At 43.8% G+C, this 17,411-nt stretch carries 15 protein-coding genes; 7 read left to right on the top strand and 8 right to left on the bottom strand.

The genetic code is table 11. From position 1 onward, the window contains the following. Positions 1 to 53: 53 nt before the first annotated feature. Positions 54 to 1,112, bottom strand: coding sequence for a UDP-3-O-(3-hydroxymyristoyl)glucosamine N-acyltransferase (gene lpxD / locus QY309_11630; GenBank protein WKZ58518.1), 1,059 nt, complete (start codon positions 1,110 to 1,112; stop codon positions 54 to 56). Positions 1,113 to 1,147: 35 nt separating this feature from the next. Then, on the bottom strand, positions 1,148 to 2,374 hold the full coding sequence (locus QY309_11625) for an HD domain-containing protein (protein ID WKZ58517.1): 1,227 nt from the start codon (positions 2,372 to 2,374) through the stop codon (positions 1,148 to 1,150). A gap of 40 nt (positions 2,375 to 2,414) precedes the next feature. On the opposite strand from QY309_11625, the gene QY309_11620 reads away from it, so the two are divergent. Genes QY309_11620 through QY309_11605 form a run of 4 tightly spaced genes read left to right on the top strand, consistent with a single transcriptional unit; the run spans position 2,415 to position 6,372 of the window. Further along, positions 2,415 to 3,977, top strand: coding sequence for a bifunctional response regulator/alkaline phosphatase family protein (locus tag QY309_11620; GenBank protein WKZ58516.1), 1,563 nt, complete (start codon positions 2,415 to 2,417; stop codon positions 3,975 to 3,977). After that, positions 3,967 to 4,437, top strand: a complete 471-nt coding sequence (gene tsaE, locus QY309_11615) for a tRNA (adenosine(37)-N6)-threonylcarbamoyltransferase complex ATPase subunit type 1 TsaE (protein ID WKZ58515.1) — start codon at positions 3,967 to 3,969, stop codon at positions 4,435 to 4,437. The genes QY309_11620 and tsaE overlap by 11 nt, the downstream gene beginning before the upstream one ends. Then, positions 4,409 to 5,632 carry an alanine dehydrogenase gene (locus QY309_11610; GenBank protein ID WKZ58514.1) on the top strand — a complete coding sequence of 408 codons (1,224 nt, stop codon included), beginning with the start codon at positions 4,409 to 4,411 and terminating at the stop codon, positions 5,630 to 5,632. The genes tsaE and QY309_11610 overlap by 29 nt, the downstream gene beginning before the upstream one ends. 11 nt (positions 5,633 to 5,643) lie before the next feature. Continuing rightward, positions 5,644 to 6,372 (top strand): hypothetical protein, encoded by a 729-nt coding sequence (locus tag QY309_11605; GenBank protein WKZ58513.1) that lies wholly within the window; start codon positions 5,644 to 5,646, stop codon positions 6,370 to 6,372. Here the strand turns inward: QY309_11605 and QY309_11600 are convergent, their stop codons facing one another. Next, positions 6,373 to 9,006, bottom strand: a complete 2,634-nt coding sequence (locus QY309_11600) for a valine--tRNA ligase (GenBank protein ID WKZ58512.1) — start codon at positions 9,004 to 9,006, stop codon at positions 6,373 to 6,375. 82 nt (positions 9,007 to 9,088) lie between these two features. Then, entirely contained in the window at positions 9,089 to 10,459 is a 1,371-nt protein-coding gene (locus tag QY309_11595; GenBank protein ID WKZ58511.1) for an rRNA methyltransferase, read from the bottom strand. 60 nt (positions 10,460 to 10,519) lie between these two features. Between QY309_11595 and fahA the strand changes: the two genes are divergently transcribed. Beyond that, positions 10,520 to 11,791, top strand: a complete 1,272-nt coding sequence (fahA, locus tag QY309_11590; protein WKZ58510.1) for a fumarylacetoacetase — start codon at positions 10,520 to 10,522, stop codon at positions 11,789 to 11,791. 10 nt (positions 11,792 to 11,801) lie between these two features. After that, a complete protein-coding gene (locus tag QY309_11585) occupies positions 11,802 to 12,662 on the top strand; it encodes a flavin reductase family protein (protein ID WKZ58509.1) in 861 nt (286 codons plus the stop codon). A 10-nt stretch (positions 12,663 to 12,672) separates the two neighbouring features. Here QY309_11585 and QY309_11580 read toward each other — a convergent pair whose 3' ends face one another. After that, positions 12,673 to 13,653, bottom strand: coding sequence for a pyruvate dehydrogenase complex E1 component subunit beta (locus tag QY309_11580; GenBank protein ID WKZ58508.1), 981 nt, complete (start codon positions 13,651 to 13,653; stop codon positions 12,673 to 12,675). Positions 13,654 to 13,807: 154 nt separating this feature from the next. Then, positions 13,808 to 15,586, bottom strand: coding sequence for a hypothetical protein (locus QY309_11575; GenBank protein WKZ58507.1), 1,779 nt, complete (start codon positions 15,584 to 15,586; stop codon positions 13,808 to 13,810). A gap of 182 nt (positions 15,587 to 15,768) precedes the next feature. On the opposite strand from QY309_11575, the gene QY309_11570 reads away from it, so the two are divergent. Then, entirely contained in the window at positions 15,769 to 15,996 is a 228-nt protein-coding gene (locus QY309_11570) for a PspC domain-containing protein (protein WKZ58506.1), read from the top strand. On the opposite strand, the gene QY309_11565 is transcribed toward QY309_11570, so the two are convergent. Continuing rightward, positions 15,980 to 17,011, bottom strand: coding sequence for a glycosyltransferase family 2 protein (locus QY309_11565; protein WKZ58505.1), 1,032 nt, complete (start codon positions 17,009 to 17,011; stop codon positions 15,980 to 15,982). The genes QY309_11570 and QY309_11565 overlap by 17 nt on opposite strands. Before the next feature lie 28 nt (positions 17,012 to 17,039). After that, on the bottom strand, positions 17,040 to 17,375 hold the full coding sequence (locus QY309_11560) for a YbaB/EbfC family nucleoid-associated protein (protein WKZ58504.1): 336 nt from the start codon (positions 17,373 to 17,375) through the stop codon (positions 17,040 to 17,042). Positions 17,376 to 17,411 lie beyond the last annotated feature (36 nt).

Genomic DNA, 17,411 nt, shown 5'->3' with positions numbered 1-17,411 from the left:
CCTGATGAAAAGGGCCTTTTTGGCCTGATTACAACGTTATAGGGAGTTGATTTCTACTCGGATTGAGACTCTACCGTACTTCCTTGAACTTTCCTTTCCAGTTCCCTGAGGCGGTCGTTAAGGTCGGGGAGGCGCTTAAAAACGGCATACGACCTGAAGTATTCTTTAACATCAAATGCCGGATAGCCAATAATTTTCACTCCCTCATCCTTAATTGACTTGGAGATACCCGCCTGTGCGCCAATGCCCGTTTTGTTTGCAATAACCAAGTGGCCGGCAATACCCACCTGGCCGGCAATAACGCATTGTTCTCCAACTTTGGTTGAGCCTGAAATGCCCGACTGGGCTGCCATCACCGTATTCTTGCCTACTTCAACGTTGTGCGCGATTTGAATCAGGTTGTCGAGCTTTACACCCTGCCGGATGATGGTGGCATCACCATAAAGAGTGGCGCAGTCAATTACTGTATTAGCACCTATCACCACATCGTCTTCAATGATGACGTTACCCATTTGGGGTATCGACTTGTATGTGCCATCAGCTTGCGGGGCAAAGCCAAAGCCATCGCTTCCGATAACTGCACCTGCATGCAACACACAGTTGTTGCCGATTTTTGTATCTGCATACAATTTTACATTCGGATGGAGAATGACATTGTTGCCAATCACGGAATTGTCACCAACATACACGTGCGGATAAATTTTTACGTTGTCGCCAATCTTTACGTTGTTGCCAATGTAGGAGAATGCTCCGCGATAAATGTTTTTGCCTGTACTGCTGTTACTGCCTAAGAAGGAGGGCTCTTCAATACCGGCTTTTTGAAAGCTGACCAACCGGTGATACTCTTCCAATAAAACGGTGAAGCTGCTGTATGGATTATCAACCAAAATCAATGCAGACTGAATCGCTTTGCGTGGCTTGAACTCTTTACTAACGATTACGGCCGTAGCTTGTGTGGTGTAAATGAAATTTTCGTATTTCGGATTGGAGAGAAAAGCAATCTGGCCATTCTTCGCATCCTGAATTTTGGCCAGCATGCGAATTTTGGCATTCCCATCTCCCTGAACTTCTCCGCCAAGCATGGCAGCGATCTGACTAACGGTAAACTCCATAGGTGTTTAGTTGCAGGAAAGTTGGGTTTGACTGTTTACAAAGATACATTTTTAGGCCAGCAGAGGTAGTTTTTTTTAACGATTTTACTGATGGCCTTAATACTGGGTAAATCCGAGGCATGGGCAATATCCAGTACTTCGCCACTTTTCATCAATATGTTAATCTTCTGTCCTTCTGTATAGGCTTCGTTCGACACGGTGCCATGCGAAAACAAGTAAGGTGTTTCTGATCGAAGTGTATTGTAGGTTTTGGTAATCTCCTCACGCACCTTATCCACATATGTTTTTTGTATGGGTTGGCTACTTAGCATAATCCTGAAGAGGTTACGCTGATAGAGCATGGTTGCCAAGGTTGAAAGAATCTGGTCATTGTGATTCAACCAAAATTTAACAGCACCCCATATATCCTGATCATCAAGTTTGCCGAAATAATTGAGTACTTCGGGTTTGTCCTTGAAATCCTGCAGCGTTGCATTGTGTTTTAAAAAATAAAGCAAAGCTTCACTGGCAGGCACATGCTCACCAGCCTTAACCAGGTGTTGGGCTCGCTTAATCAAGTTTACCACCATGCGCTCGGCACTTACGGTTGTCTTGTGTAAGTACACCTGCCAATACATCAGTCTCCGTGCATTCAAAAAATTTTCAATGCTGTAGATGCCTTTCTCCTCCACAACCAGTTGATCATCATGTACCGTGAGCATGGCAATAATTCGGTCAACACCAATGGTTCCTTCTGGTACTCCACTGAAAAAGCAATCACGCATCAAATAATCCAGTCGGTCAATATCCAACTGGCTGGCAATTAACTGGTGAAAGAACTTTCGTTCATATCCGTTTCTGAAAATCTTTAATGCCAGGTCGAGCGAACCATTTAACTGCTTGTTCAGTTGTTGCATGAACAGGTAGGAGAGGCTTTCGTGTCGGATACCGGTAAGCAACGAATCTTCAAGCGCATGAGAAAATGGACCGTGACCAATATCATGCAAGAGCACGGCAATCAAGGATGCTTCATACTCCTTGTCGTTGATGGAAATACCTTTGCTTCGCAGGCTGTCGAGTACGCGTCCCATCAGGTGGAGGGCTCCTAAGGCGTGTTGAAAGCGCGTATGTTGAGCTGAGGGGTAAACGAAGTCGGTAAGCCCCAGTTGCTTCACGTGCCGCAATCGCTGAAACCAGGGATGTTCAATGATATCGAAGATCAACTCACCCGGAATCTTGATAAATCCGTAAACAGGATCGTTGATTATTTTCTTTTTATTCAAGAGAGCGGTTGAGATTAATTACCTTCGTAAAAATTTAGATATGCAAAGATATAGCATTTTGTGGGCCGATGATGAGATTGATTTATTGAAACCCCATATTTTGTTTCTGGAACAGCGGGGATATGATATCACGCCAATCAATAATGGTTCAGATGCTGTTGAACTAGCCAACGAAAAGCACTTTGATGTGGTATTTCTAGATGAAAACATGCCGGGACTATCGGGACTTGAGGCGCTTGATCAGATTAAGGCCAGTAAACCCAATCTTCCGGTAGTTATGATTACCAAAAATGAGGAGGAGCACATCATGGAAGAAGCGATTGGTTCGCAGATAGCTGATTATTTGATTAAGCCGTTAAATCCCAACCAGATTTTACTTTCCGTAAAAAAGATACTTGACAACAGGCGACTTATTATTGAGAAAACGAATCTTTCCTATCAACAAGAATTTCGGAAAATCAGCATGGCATTCATGGACGATATGAACCATGAACAATGGGCTGATATTTATAAGAAGCTTGTCCACTGGGAACTTCAGCTTGATCAGTCGGACAATGAAGATATGAGTGAAGTGTTCGATACTCAAAAGATTGAAGCCAACGCCAACTTTGCCAAGTTTGTTATCAAGAATTATGAAAAGTGGCTCAACGATGCGAATGCCGATAAGCCGTTGTTGTCGCATCAGTTGTTGAAGAAGAAAGTGTTTCCGTTACTGGGCAAAGAAGTTCCGGTGTTTCTGTTTGTGATTGATAATTTACGGTTTGATCAGTGGAAGATGATTGAGCCGATCATTGATGACTACTTCACCGTAACCAATGAAGAAACCTATTACTCTATTCTTCCCACTACAACCGCTTATGCACGCAATGCTATTTTTTCGGGCATGATGCCCAGTGAGATGGCTAAAAGTCAACCCGATTTATGGGTAGGTGAGGATGAAGACGAAGGAAAGAATAATTTCGAAGATGAGTTTCTTGGAAAGCAATTGAAGCGGAACAACATTAACACAAAGTTTTCTTATCACAAAATCAAAAATTTGGAGGAAGGACGATCGCTGGCGGACACGGTGAACAATCTCTTTCAAAATAACTTCAATGTTATCGTGTACAATTTTGTGGATATGCTTTCGCATGCCCGAACCGATATGGCTATGATTCGCGAATTGGCTCCGGATGAGTCTGCGTATCGTTCCATCACACGTTCGTGGTTTCTGCACTCACCTTTATTGGATATTTTAAAAACTATTTCGGAGCGCAAGGCTCAAGTCATCATCACCACCGATCACGGAACCATCCGCGTAAAGCGCCCCTTCAAAATTGTGGGTGATAGAAGTGTGAACACAAATCTTCGCTACAAGCAAGGAAAGAATCTTGGCTATGAAGGGGGCAAAGTAATGGAAGTTACCAAACCCGAGCGATTATTTTTACCGAAAATGAATGTATCTACCAGCTATGTGTTTGCCACCGAGGATCAGTTTTTCGCTTATCCGAATAACTACAATTACTATGTTAACTTCTATAAGGATACATTTCAGCATGGTGGAGTGAGTTTGGAGGAGATGATTATCCCATTAATTTTCTTAAATTCGAAGAATGCAACCTGATGGGGCTACACCAAATCTTGTATTTGACCGGGTGTCAACTACAGGCCTTGATGAAGTAGCTAAAGTGTTGTTAAGCCAGATGGGCGCCCGCAGGGTGTGTGTGTTGCAGGGTGAAATGGGCTCCGGAAAGACCACATTGGTGAAGGCATTTGGAAAGGCTTTGGAAGTAGTGGATACGATGGCCAGTCCGACTTTTTCGTTGGTCAATGAGTATATCACGGCTTCGGGGGAGCGGGTTTATCATTTTGATTTATACCGGTTAAAGTCGGCAAATGAGGTTTTTGATATAGGTGCTGAGGAGTATTTGTATTCCGGCCAGTATTGTTTTGTGGAATGGCCAGAAAAGATTTTGACCTTACTACCTGAGGAATATGCTGAAGTACGAATTTCAGTTGAAGATGAACATCACCGAACGATAGAATTTTTATTGCATGGCAGAAAAGAAGAAGAGCGGGTTTGAGACACTAGCCCGTGCCAGTCTGGCACCGCAGGAGCAATTGATGGCCGTGAAAAAGGGGAAGTATTCTTTTTTTCTGGGATTGCCAAGAGAGATTTCCCTTCAGGAAAATCGCATTACCCTCACACCTGATGCCGTTGCTTTGCTTGTTAATAATGGTCACGAGATTTGGGTAGAGACCAAAGCTGGGGTTGGATCAAAGTTCAGCGATCAGCAATACAGTGAAGCAGGAGCCAAAATTGTTTATTCACCACAAGAAGTCTATAAAGCCGATGTGATTCTGAAGATTGAGCCGCCCACGCTTGAAGAGATTGAGTATATGCGACCGGGACAAACGTTGATCTCTGCGTTACAACTTGGGCACCTTCCGGTGGAGTCGATTCAGGCTATGCTCAAAAAGAAAATTACAGCCCTGGCATACGAATTTATTGAAGATAAAGTAGGAGGGATGCCGATCATCCGTGCTATGAGCGAGATAGCCGGCAGTAGCGTAATGCTGATTGCAGCGGAATACCTGAGTACCGCCAATAATGGCAAAGGTGTTATTTTGGGTGGTATTACCGGTGTGCCGCCAACCAAAGTAGTTATTATTGGTGCGGGAACCGTGGCTGAATATTCGGCTCGTGCGGCTATTGGAATGGGTGCAGAGGTTCAGATTTTCGATAACCACTTGTACAAGCTGCGCAGAATAAAGCATTTACTTGGTTCGCAGGTTTATACCTCAACCATTGATACGTTGACCTTGAGTGAATCACTCAAAACTACCGATGTAGTTATTGGAGCATTGCGTGCAGAGAAAGGCCGGGCACGGGTAGTGATCACTGAAGAGATGGTGAGCAAGATGCGCCCCGATTCACTTATTATTGATTTGAGTATTGATCAGGGCGGATGCATTGAGACTTCCGAAATTACAAGCCTGAAGAAACCCGTTTTTAGAAAATATGATGTGATTCATTATTGTGTACCTAACGTAGCATCTCGTGTAGCACATACCGCAACAACAGCACTGAGTAATATTTTTACGCCCACTATTCTACGGGCTGCTGAAGAAGGAGGCGTAGAGGCCATGATCTATTCTCATGCCTGGTTTATGAAGGGTGTATACACCATTAAAGGAAGTCTGACCAACGAAGCAGTTGCTCGTAAGTTTGGGATGAAATTTAAGAATATTGAATTGTTGCTGGCGGCAAGGTTGTAAATAGTGTAATTATGAAAATACTGCTCTGCATTTTACTGTGTCCATTATCAGGTTTACTTTTTGCACAAAAATCTGGAACAATTCCTCCGATTATCAGAGCGCAAACAACTTTGGATGACATGTCCAGAGGTCCTATTGGTTCGAATACAGTTCTATATGGTATCCCTATACGGGAGCCTAATCTTATAGGAGATTTCTATATTGATGAAAAGTGGAATGTAACGACTGTATTGTTGCACAACGATAAGTTGATTGAGAACTGCCAAGCTCGTTTTGATCTTAAGAGTAACATTCTCGAAGTAAAGGTCGATAATCGAACGATTAAGGCTTTAGATCTTGAGAAAATAAAGAGTATTGTTTGGCTTGATGCAGTTACATCAAATCCAAGATACTTTATTAGTGCAAAAGGTTATAAGGTCGAAGGAACAGAGCTTGTTGGTTTGCTGGAGGTTTTGTCTGATGGTGATACTCCATTGTTAGAGCATATTGTTGTAAGCATTAAACGGGCAGACTACAATATTGCGTTGGATGTTGGTAGTAAAGATGATAAAGTAATTAAAAAGGAAATGCTTTACTACGGTAGAAACAATGAACTCATTAAAGTGTCAGGTAAGCGGTCTCTAGAATCTGCTTTTGGGGAAAGATTTAAGATGGTTGAGAGCTTTGCAAAAGAAAAAGGTTTGTCATTTGGTAAGTCTTCTCATTTGGTCCACATTTTTGACTACTTCAATAGTCTATAACTAAACCAGTCTGTTCAGACTGTCTTCCAGAGCCTTTATCTTAGCTTCTGCATCGGCTTTCTTCTTACGTTCCATTTCCAGCACGTGAGCAGGGGCTGAGTTCACAAACCGCTCATTCTCCAGTTTCTTACTTACGGAATTCAAAAAGCCACGTTGATATTCCAAATCCTTCAGCAGGCTTGCTTTTTCTTTTTCATGATCAATGGCTGTATCGAATGGAATAAAAAATTCCAATGACCCTACCAGAAAAGATGTTCCGCTTCCTTCTTTGTCTTTTGTGATCCGTACTTCAGCCAGGTTGCCCAGTTTCTCAATAATAGGTTGAAAGTTTTTTAAGCTGGCATCAACTGCAGGATCCATGTTCAGCTTCAGTGGTTCTTTTGGTGAAAGCCCTTTTGAACTCCGTGCATTACGAATTTGCGTTATGATTTCCTGTGCTATGCCCGACTTCTCAATGATGCTGGCATTGAATGATTTTACCTTAGGCCATGAGGCAACAAGAATACAATCTTTTGCATCACGATCTTTCAATTCATGCCATAACTCTTCGGTAATAAAAGGCATAAAAGGATGCAGTCCTTTTAGTAAGGTTTCAAAAAATGCAACCGTATTGGTATAGGTTACTTCATCAATCGGTTTTCCAAATTCCGGCTTAACCATTTCCAGATACCACGAACAGAAATCATCCCAGATTAATTTGTAGATGGTCATCAACGCATCCGACATCCGGAACTTTTCAAAATGATCGTTGAGTTCAGTAAGTCCTTGGTTTACCCTTGCTTCAAACCATTCAATGGCAATTTTATTTTCAGCAGGAGTCGGCTCATCTGAAACAGTCCAGCCCTTAACCAAACGAAATGCATTCCAGATTTTGTTGGCAAAGTTTCTGCCTTGCTCCACAAGCTTCTCATCGTAAAGCAAATCGTTACCGGCCGGTGAACTAAACAACATACCAGTGCGCACGGCATCCGCTCCAAAGTTGGCAATCAAGTCGAGCGGGTCAGGGCTGTTGCCCAACGACTTCGACATTTTACGTCCTTGTTTGTCGCGTACAATGCCGGTCAGGTACACATTTTTAAACGGCATCTCCTGGCGGTATTCGTAACCCGCAATGATCATGCGTGCTACCCAGAAAAACAAAATTTCAGGTGCAGTAACCAGATCATTCGTAGGGTAATAATAATTAAGGTCTTTGTTTCCTTTGCTGGAAGAATCCTTAAATACAGAAGTGTCGAATACGGCAATGGGCCAAATCCAACTGGAAAACCAGGTGTCCATTACATCTTCATCTTGCTTTATTGATGCGAATGGTTTGTTCTGACTTTTAAATTTTTCTTTTGCTTCTTCTTCGGTTTTAGCTACCACAAATTCCCCTTGTTCATTATACCAGGCAGGTATGCGGTGCCCCCACCACAATTGTCGCGATATACACCAATCGCGCACGTTAGCCATCCAATGATGATAGGTGTTCTTGAATTTAGGTGGAATGAGTTTAATGTCATCATTCATTACATGCTCCAGCGCAGGCTTGGTGATGGTGTCCATCTTCAGGAACCATTGTAAGGATAAGCGCGGTTCAATTACGGCATCGGTACGCTCAGAAAATCCAACATTGCTTTTATAGTCTTCAACTTTGGCCAGGTGATTCCCCTCCTCTAAAAGTTTTGCAATTTTTTTACGGGCTACAAACCGGTCTTCACCGATCAGGATTTGTGCTTTTTCGTTAAGGGAACCATCCTCATTCAGGATGTCTATAACCTCAAGGTTGTGCTTCTTTCCAAGTTCATAGTCATTCAAGTCGTGTGCAGGCGTAACTTTTAAACAGCCTGTACCAAAATCCATGGTCACATAGTCATCTTCAATGATTGGAATGGAACGATTGATCAACGGAATAATCGCCCGTTTTCCTTTTAAGTGTTTGTAGCGTTCGTCATTCGGGTTGATACAGATGGCTGTATCTGCCATAATGGTTTCAGGCCTAACCGTTGCGATGGTCACAAACACATTGGATGCACCTTCGATGGCATACTTGATGTAGTATAGCTTCGATTGAACGTCTTTATAGTTTACTTCATCATCCGACAAGGCTGTTTTACCCAATGGGTCCCAATTCACCATGCGCAACCCGCGGTAGATGTAGCCCTTGTTGTATAAATCAACAAACACATCAATAACCGCTTCATAATACGTAGGATCCATGGTAAAGGTGGTGCGATCCCAATCGCATGACGCCCCCAGTTTTTTTAATTGTTCCAGGATGATGCCGCCATATTTCTCTTTCCATTCCCACGCATATTTCAAAAATTCTTCGCGGGTGAGGTCAGATTTCTTTATGCCTTTTTCGCGTAGCATAGCCACCACCTTCGCTTCCGTGGCAATGGAAGCGTGATCGGTTCCGGGTACCCAGCAGGCTTCCTTGCCTTCCATGCGGGCTTTACGGATCAATACATCCTGTATGGTGTTGTTGAGCATGTGCCCCATGTGCAATACACCCGTTACGTTTGGCGGAGGAATGACAATGGTGAAAGGCTCTTTTTCAGAATCGGGCTCAGAATGAAAGAATCCGTTCTCCATCCAGTACGTGTACCACTTTTCCTCTACCTCAGCAGGATTGTATTTGGTTGATAAAGACATGCTTATAAAAATTTTGAACCCTGCCTGCCGGCAGGCAGGTGCAAAAATAAGGGTATGGGGTGCAGCTTCCAAGTTTAGGCCGCTAAACCGGGGAGTTGCCCATTCGAATCCGCCATGCTTTGGGGTACAGGTTGTTCGATCGGTTATCGAGTACGTTTAACCAACCCAAGGGAAGGTTCTGATGTGTAACCAATAAATGGCCGCGGTTATAACCCGTAAGGTGAATATTTACCTTTCTTAAAAAGTTAAGTGCATCTGCTTGATTCAGTTTAGCTGTTTGAAAATATTCCCGGTTTATGCGTGTTGATAATGCCAGTGCATGTTCGGGTATTAACTTATCACCTTTTACAGAAGCTACTGCGGTTCCGCTATTGATGATACGCAGTTTTTGATAGAGAAAAAGATGATCAGTCACCAGACTTTTGCTGAATAGTGAAATCAAATCTTGGTGTTGATGGAAGGCAAACTGATCTGGATCAAGAATCCAATGGGATAGTTGTTCCTGAATTTTTTTTGATGGGGAAGTTGGTGCTACTTTTCTATTAATGAAAAAAGGTTCGGTCGACTCCCGTTTCTGTACAACCGAGAGAAAAAATCCTTCGCCCATTACATGATGCGGATAAAACCGATAGCCAATAATATTTTTATGCTTTACATCTTCAATTCCCCAACGTGAATCAAGTTTTAGTGCAACTGATTCAAGTGAATGCTGGTCAGCAAGCCATTGCATGTTCTCTTCATTCTCCAATGCGTTGTAGGTGCAGGTTGAGTAGATCAGTATACCATCCGATTTAAGAGCTGGCCATACATCACTCACAATGCGTTGTTGTCGTTTAGCGCAGAGTTGCACATTGTTCACCGACCACTCCGTCATGGCTCCATGATCTTTACGGAACAATCCTTCCCCTGAACAGGGTGCATCCACAACAATCACATCAAAGAATCCGGGAAGATTTTCGAAGTCGCGCGGATCGTTGTTGGTGACGACAATATTTCCAACTCCCCATTTAGTCAGGTTTTCATCCAGTATGGATGCCCGGGTACGAATAACTTCATTGGATACCAGTAAAGAGTCTTCATGCAGCAAACCTGCCAGGTGCGTTGATTTCCCTCCCGGAGCTGCACACAAATCGAGTATACGAATCGGCTTTTTATCAAGATCAAGTTGTTTGATAGCCTGTTCCAAAAACATCGAGCTGGCCTCCTGAACATAATAGGCTCCGGCATGAAAAGCGGGATCAAGGGTAAATGTCGGGCGTGTTTTTAAATACCGACCTGTTTCGCACCACGGAACCGGTTCACCTTCATTGGAAAAATTTTTATGTTGATTAAGACGAATGCTGATCGGAGACGTCTCTTTCAGACTTTTCAGAAAGTCGGGGAAAGCACGTTGCAAGGAGCCTTTCATCCGGATAAAAAAATCTTCTGGTATTTTAATGTCCGATTCAGTCATGATGCTAAATTAAGCTTTCTTTACAGTTGAATATCTATTGTTATCAGAAACTCATCTGACATGATTAAAGCGAATGATCCGAAATTAAAGTCCTGGGTGGAAGTGCCGCCTCAATCTGACTTTCCGATACAAAACCTTCCGTTCGGAATTTTCAAAACGAAATACCTTTCACCGGTGGCCGGTGTAGCTATCGGTAATCATGTGCTTGACCTGGTGTATTTGCATGAACATGGCTACCTCGATGGACTAGGTCTTCCTCCGGGAATTTTCAATCAGAAGTACCTGAATGATTTTATGGCGCTGGGTCGTAAGAAATGCCGCGAAGTTCGTGAGCGCATTTCGGAATTACTAAGACACGATAATGATGAATTACGAGATAACGTAGCCGCACGGGAAATAGCCTTGGTTCCTATTGGAGAAGTACAAATGCTGATGCCCGTGCGTGTACCAAACTACACGGATTTTTATAGCAGTGAAGAGCACGCTACCAATGTGGGTTCCATGTTTCGTGACCCGAAGAATGCGCTACTGCCAAACTGGAAACATTTACCGGTCGGTTATCATGGCCGCGCGTCATCCATCGTGGTTTCGGGTACGCCCATCCATCGCCCAAAAGGGCAGATCAAGCTTCCGGATTCAGAGCAACCGGTTTTTTCGGCATCACGCAAAATGGATTTTGAATTGGAGGTGGCCTTCATCACCTGTGGTGAGACTAAGCTTGGCCAATCAATATCAACAGCTGAAGCGGAGAACCATATTTTTGGTTTCGTGTTGTTTAACGATTGGTCAGCACGCGACATTCAACAATGGGAATATGTTCCACTGGGGCCGTTTCTTGGAAAAAATTTCGGATCTACAATTTCTCCGTGGATTGTTACGCTGGATGCACTGGAGCCTTTTCGTGTTGCGGGCCCCGAACAATCCCCTGAAGTACTGTCGTATTTGAAATATTCTGGAGCGAAAAATTTTGATATTGCGTTGGAGGTTTTATTGCAGCCTGAAGGTGATGATCCGGTTACCATCAGTCGCTCGAATTTTAAATACATGTATTGGAATGTGAATCAGCAGTTAGCGCATCACACCGTGAATGGTTGCAACATTCAGGTAGGCGATATGTATGCTTCCGGCACCATCAGTGGCCCTTCACCCGGATCATACGGATCGTTGCTTGAGTTAACCTGGAATGGCTCCAGACCACTTCAACTAAGCGATCAGACGCAACGTTCTTTTATTGAAGATGGGGATACTATCATTCTTCGTGGACATGCAGAGAATAATGGCGTTCGCATCGGTTTTGGATTGTGTTCAGGAAAAATTTTACCTGCACTTTAAAGCGTGAGCTATGGTAATCGATCCTAAAGAAGTTCATTTTAGTAAAGTACACGGTTACCTGCTGAGTGCTGTAGTACCCCGTCCAATTGCATTTGCAAGTACTATTGATAAAGATGGAAATGTAAACCTGAGCCCATTCAGTTTTTTCAATTGTTTCGGGGCGAATCCGCCCATACTGGTTTTTTCGCCTGCCCGAAGGGGACGCGATAACACGGTGAAAAATACATATGAAAATGTGCTGGAGGTTCCTGAGACGGTGATTAGTATGGTAAGTTATAATATGGTGCAGCAGATGTCGCTGGCTAGTGCAGAATATCCGAAAGGTGTTAACGAATTTGTGAAAGCCGGTTTTACAGAAGTGAAATCAACGTTGGTAAAACCACCGCGGGTAGGTGAGTCGCCCGCATCGTTTGAATGTAAGGTGCTGCAGGTAATTAAAACCGGTGAAGAGGGAGCGGCTGGAAACCTTGTGGTATGTGAAGTGATACTCATGCACATTAAGGATGAGATACTGGGTGATGATGGAAAAATTGACCCGTTTAAGCTGGATGCTGTTTCGCGTATGGGTGGTGACTGGTATTGCCGTGCAGCTGGCGATAACCTGTTTAAATTGCCACAGCCGGGAAACAAACTTGGAATTGGCATGGATCACCTTCCGGAAGCTATTCGCAATAGTAAAATACTTACTGGTAATGAACTGGCTTTATTGGCCGGTGTAGAAAAAATTCCGGGGGTAGCTGATCACATGCTCACCGATCAGGATAGGGGTGCCTTGCAACTTGGTGATGAGGTTGTACACAAACATGCACAAGCATATCTCAAAGCGGGTAAAGTTGCTGAAGCCTGGAACTTACTGCTTTCGCAGAAGTAACAATCAGATTTTAGTCGCGGTACATTACGGCTTTCACAGCCTTCACGGTACGCTCCACGTTTGGCAATATGGCCTGAATCAACGTTGGTGCATACGGGAGCGGTGCATCCGCATTGGTGATGCGGTGAACAGGTGCATCTAAATAATCGAAAGCGTGTTTCTGCACGTGGTAGGTGATTTCTGTTGAGATGGATGCCAACGGCCACGCCTCTTCAACAATAACCAATCGATTTGTTTTCTTTACGGATTCAACAATGGTTGCGTAGTCGATCGGCCTGACGCTTCGTAAATCCACGACTTCAACGGAGATGTTATCTTTGGCCAACTCTTCGGCAGCCGCCATAGCAACCTTGGTTATTTTACCAAAGGTGGCGATGGTAACATCTGTACCGGAACGCTTTATATCAGCCTGACCAATCGGGATTAGGTATTCCTCTGCAGGAACTTCTCCCTTATCACCATACATCAATTCTGATTCCATGAAGATTACCGGATCGTTATCGCGGATGGAAGATTTCAATAATCCTTTTGCATCATATGGGTTGGAAGGAACAACCACTTTTAACCCCGGACAGTTGGCATACCAGTTTTCAAAGTTTTGCGAGTGTTGTGCACCCAACTGGCCGGCATTACCGGTTGCACCACGGAAAACAATGGGTACGTTGTACTGTCCGCCCGACATGGAATACATTTTGGCGGCAGAGTTGATGATTTGGTCAATCGCAACCAGCGAAAAGTTGAAGGTCATGAATTCAACAATCGGCCTCAGGCCGTTCATGGCTGCACCGATACCAACACCAGTGAATCCGAGTTCTGAGATAGGGGTGTCAATAACCCGCTCAGGTCCAAATTCATCCAGCATGCCCTGGCTAACCTTGTAGGCGCCATTATATTCGGCTACTTCTTCACCCATTAATAAAACGCTTGGGTCTCTCCGCATTTCTTCGCTCATGGCCTCACGCAGGGCTTCTCTGAATTGAATTTCTCGCATAGTACGTTACTGGTTATTGCCATTTACAAACACGGCCACTGATTGGGCGGGCTTCAAAGGCAGGCGTAAAAATAGTACCTGTGGGGTGATTGACAAAATAAAAAACCATCCCGAGACCTCGGGATGGTTTTTAATCCAATGATATGTTTTAGCCTTATTTAAGGGCGTTTCTGAAAGCTTCATTAGTAGCCCACTTGCTGAACTCAAGGTCAGTCAAAGCGGCTTCTTTCAGTGAAGGATCAACCTTAACGGCATTGGTCAGATTGCTGATCACACCATCAGCATTTCCTAAGCGAGCAGATGCTACGGCAGCTCCGTAGAATGCCAGTGCGTGGTTGCTGTTCAGGCGTGAAGCCTCACCAAATGAAGTAAGGGCATTTTGATAATCTTTGTTCAAAACCTGTGCAAGACCTTTGTTAAACAGGTTGTCGGCTGTATTGGCAGCAGATGACTCAGCGCTAACGGCTTCGCTATAACGAGCGATTACAATAGCAGCAGAACCTTTTACGCCATTTACACCGGCAGCGTTATCGCCACGTAAGCCGCTGCTTAATGCCTTGTTGGCACTGTTGTACGCTGCATAGGCGTTACCCTGCATCATGGATACAGAAGCCAGGTTGGCATGTACTTCAGGTGCATTTGCGTTAATACGAGCAGCAATGTCAAGCTGAGCTTTTGCCTTGTCGGCAAGAGCAGATGCATTTGACGGATTTTCGATTGCCTGAGCGATGTAAACTGCAGCCAGGTTGTTGTGTGCATTCCAGTTGGTGCCTTTTTTGGTAGCAGCCTCGTAGATAGCAGCTTTCTCTTCCAATGAAGGAGTAAGGGTAGCAGAATACATCAGTTCTTCAAAAGAAAGTGCATCAGCACTAGCCTGACCAGTTGCAATTTGCTTGGATAATACAGCAATCTCAGCATCAGTCTTTTTGTCTTTGATGGTAAGGATTTCAGTTTTTGCCGTTCTCAGTTTAGGATAAACATCTTTGAAAACCTTCTTATAGGTCTTCAGTTTTTGCATTTGTTTCTCCTGGCTTTCAAAAGTACCGCCACCGTTGATGATGTTCAGGTACTCAGCTTTTTCTTCAGAAGTGATGCCATCGTAAGCAGCAAGGGCAGTCTGGAATTCAGTCCACTCACGTACTACTGGCTTCAGGATAAACTGAATGGAATCAGCTTTACCTTGGTAGTCGTACTTCTTCATTTGCTGGCGATAGAATTTCTCAATCGCAGCAGCACGATCCGGAGATAATTTGCTGTTGATACGCTCAGCACCTTCAGGTGAGTGCGTACCGGTAATGGTTACCGTCTTAGTTACGTTTTTGGAAGCGATGAAAGCATCTAATTGCTTTCCTTTATCACTTTTTATTTCAGATGTACGCAATACAGAACGGCCTTGTTCAAAAATGAAATCAGGGATTACCACCGGGATAATTTCTTCCTGGTTGTTGTAACCGTGGTCAGCATATGAAGCATATGATACAGGCTTAACCAGTTTGGAAGTGGTGATTACACCAACAGCTACATCCATACGTGGAGAGGCCTTTGATTTTGTGCCTTTTGAAGCAACGCCTTCAACCTGCAATACGCCCGACTTCATGGCCGGAGAGTAAGGGAACGCAAAGCTTTGTGTTACGCGAGGCTGTTCGGTTGCGGCATTCGGATAGTCCTCAGATTTGAATTCAATAGCAGGGAGGGCAGTTTCCTGATCTCCGTATTTGTAGAAAGAGTTTACCGAATAAGTGGTACCCTTTTTCAACATTTTAACAGGGAGGTTAGCAGCCATGTCGTAAGCCACAGTGTCCTTGTGAACCTCAAGCGGGTTGGGGGTCACAGTCAGTTGCTGTTCTTTCGACATTTTTACCATCTGGGGGAGGGTACACCCAGCCAGGCTAAGTACTCCTACGATCAAGAATGCGTAAAGTAATTTTCTCATTGGATTTTGATTTTTGGTTGTTTTTAAGCGAGTCGCAAAACTACGTTTATATGATTTTTTTTGCAATTATACTCAAAAAATAAAGATTTTGGCCTTTAGTAAAGGTTTCAGGGAACCGTATATTTGTAAAAGTGTTTAATGAGTCGTTAAACGACCTTTAATAGGGATGAAAGCCATTATTTATGGGTAATCTGATGGAGAAAATTCAGTTTAATCTTGAAGAATACACCTTTGGAGTGTGTACCAGGCTTGGTGAAAAGCTTGGAATTGCCACATCTCATATCCGGTTGTTCTTCATTTATGCCTCGTTTATCACGTTTGGTTCCCCGGTTATCATTTACCTGGGGTTGGCCTTTATCATGAATTTGCGCAAGTCTTTGCGCAAGAGAAGTCCTATTTGGGATTATTAGGTGGTAGCTTTTTAGCTGAAATATGCTTACGGCCTAACAGGTAGTAGTCGAAAATTACCATGCCCTGATAAACCTGGCTTAGTGACGGAGAAAATTGCTTGAGGAGAGATTGTCTTTCTATTCGTAAATCCTTTTTGTTGTTGAGAAAGTCCCGAATTGCCCTGTATACAGCCTTTCCATCTTGATGATGCCCTTCCAGTATAAACTTTAGTGCGGCTATAAAATCGAGTAGTATTCGGATGGGTAATTTATACCAAAGCTGATTACCAGGAAGATGTTTGTATATGAGGCTTAGCCCGTTGCGAAAATTATAATAGGTTTTTCGTGGATTGTTTCGAGGTAGCGTGCCTGCACCAACATGAAATACCGTGCTTGATCCGCAATAATATACTTGCTTGCCCATGCGGTGAATCTTCCAACACAAATCGATTTCTTCCATGTGCGCAAAAAATGTCTCATCTAGCCCGCCAAGGTGGTGATATACTTCTGAGCGAATGAACAAGCATGCTCCGCTAGCCCAGAACACTTCGCGTGTATCGTTGTATTGGCCGGTGTCTTTTTCGGTATAGTTGAACATGCGGCCCCGGCAAAAGGGATATCCCCATGAATCGATAAAGCCGCCACCGGCCCCGGCATATTCAAACTGATCTTTCTGGTGATAGGTTAATATTTTGGGTTGTACAGCTACTATCGATGGGTTTTCATCCAGCAACTGCATCATGGGCGCAAGCCAGTTGTCTGTTACATCAACATCAGAATTCAGCAGCACATAGTACTCGCTGTTTACCAGTTTGAGCGCTTTGTTGTATCCTCCGCAAAAACCATAGTTGGCATCCAACTGAATGATTTCAACGGATGGAAACTGATTTTTAATCAGCTCGATTGATTTGTCCGTTGAGCCGTTATCGGCAACAATAATCCGTGCCTGTTTCGTGTGGGTGATTACGCCTGGCAAAAACTGTTGCAGTAGTTTTTCACCATTATAGTTCAATATAACAACAGCCGTCTTGCTCAAGTTTGATGGTTAACCAAGTGAAAAAAAATTAGCCCATCATGCCACTCAAGTCCATGCCCGGAATATTGGGCAACAACCCTTCGGTACTTTTGCGCAATTCTTCTTTTGCCATTACTTCTGCTTCTTCAGCAGCTTTATTCACAGCAGCAACAATCAGGTCTTGAACTATGATTTTATCTTCGGCTTTGAGTAAGGTAGGATCAATATCCACCGCGAGCAATTTGCGTTTTCCGTTAACCGTTACTTTAACCATGCCACCTCCTGATTCTCCGTGGGCGGTTAGTTTTTCCAGGTTATCCTGGGCTTCTTTCATGCGGGCCTGAACTTCTTTCATTTTGCCCATCATCTTCATCATGTCAAACATAGCGCAACAGTTTTGGTGTTTTAGCAGGGTGCAATC

This window comes from Cyclobacteriaceae bacterium, from assembly GCA_030584025.1.
Classification (GTDB): Bacteria; Bacteroidota; Bacteroidia; order Cytophagales; family Cyclobacteriaceae; genus UBA2336.
The sequence above is the reverse complement of the archived record's forward strand: the minus strand, read 5'-3'. Positions and strand labels throughout refer to the sequence as shown.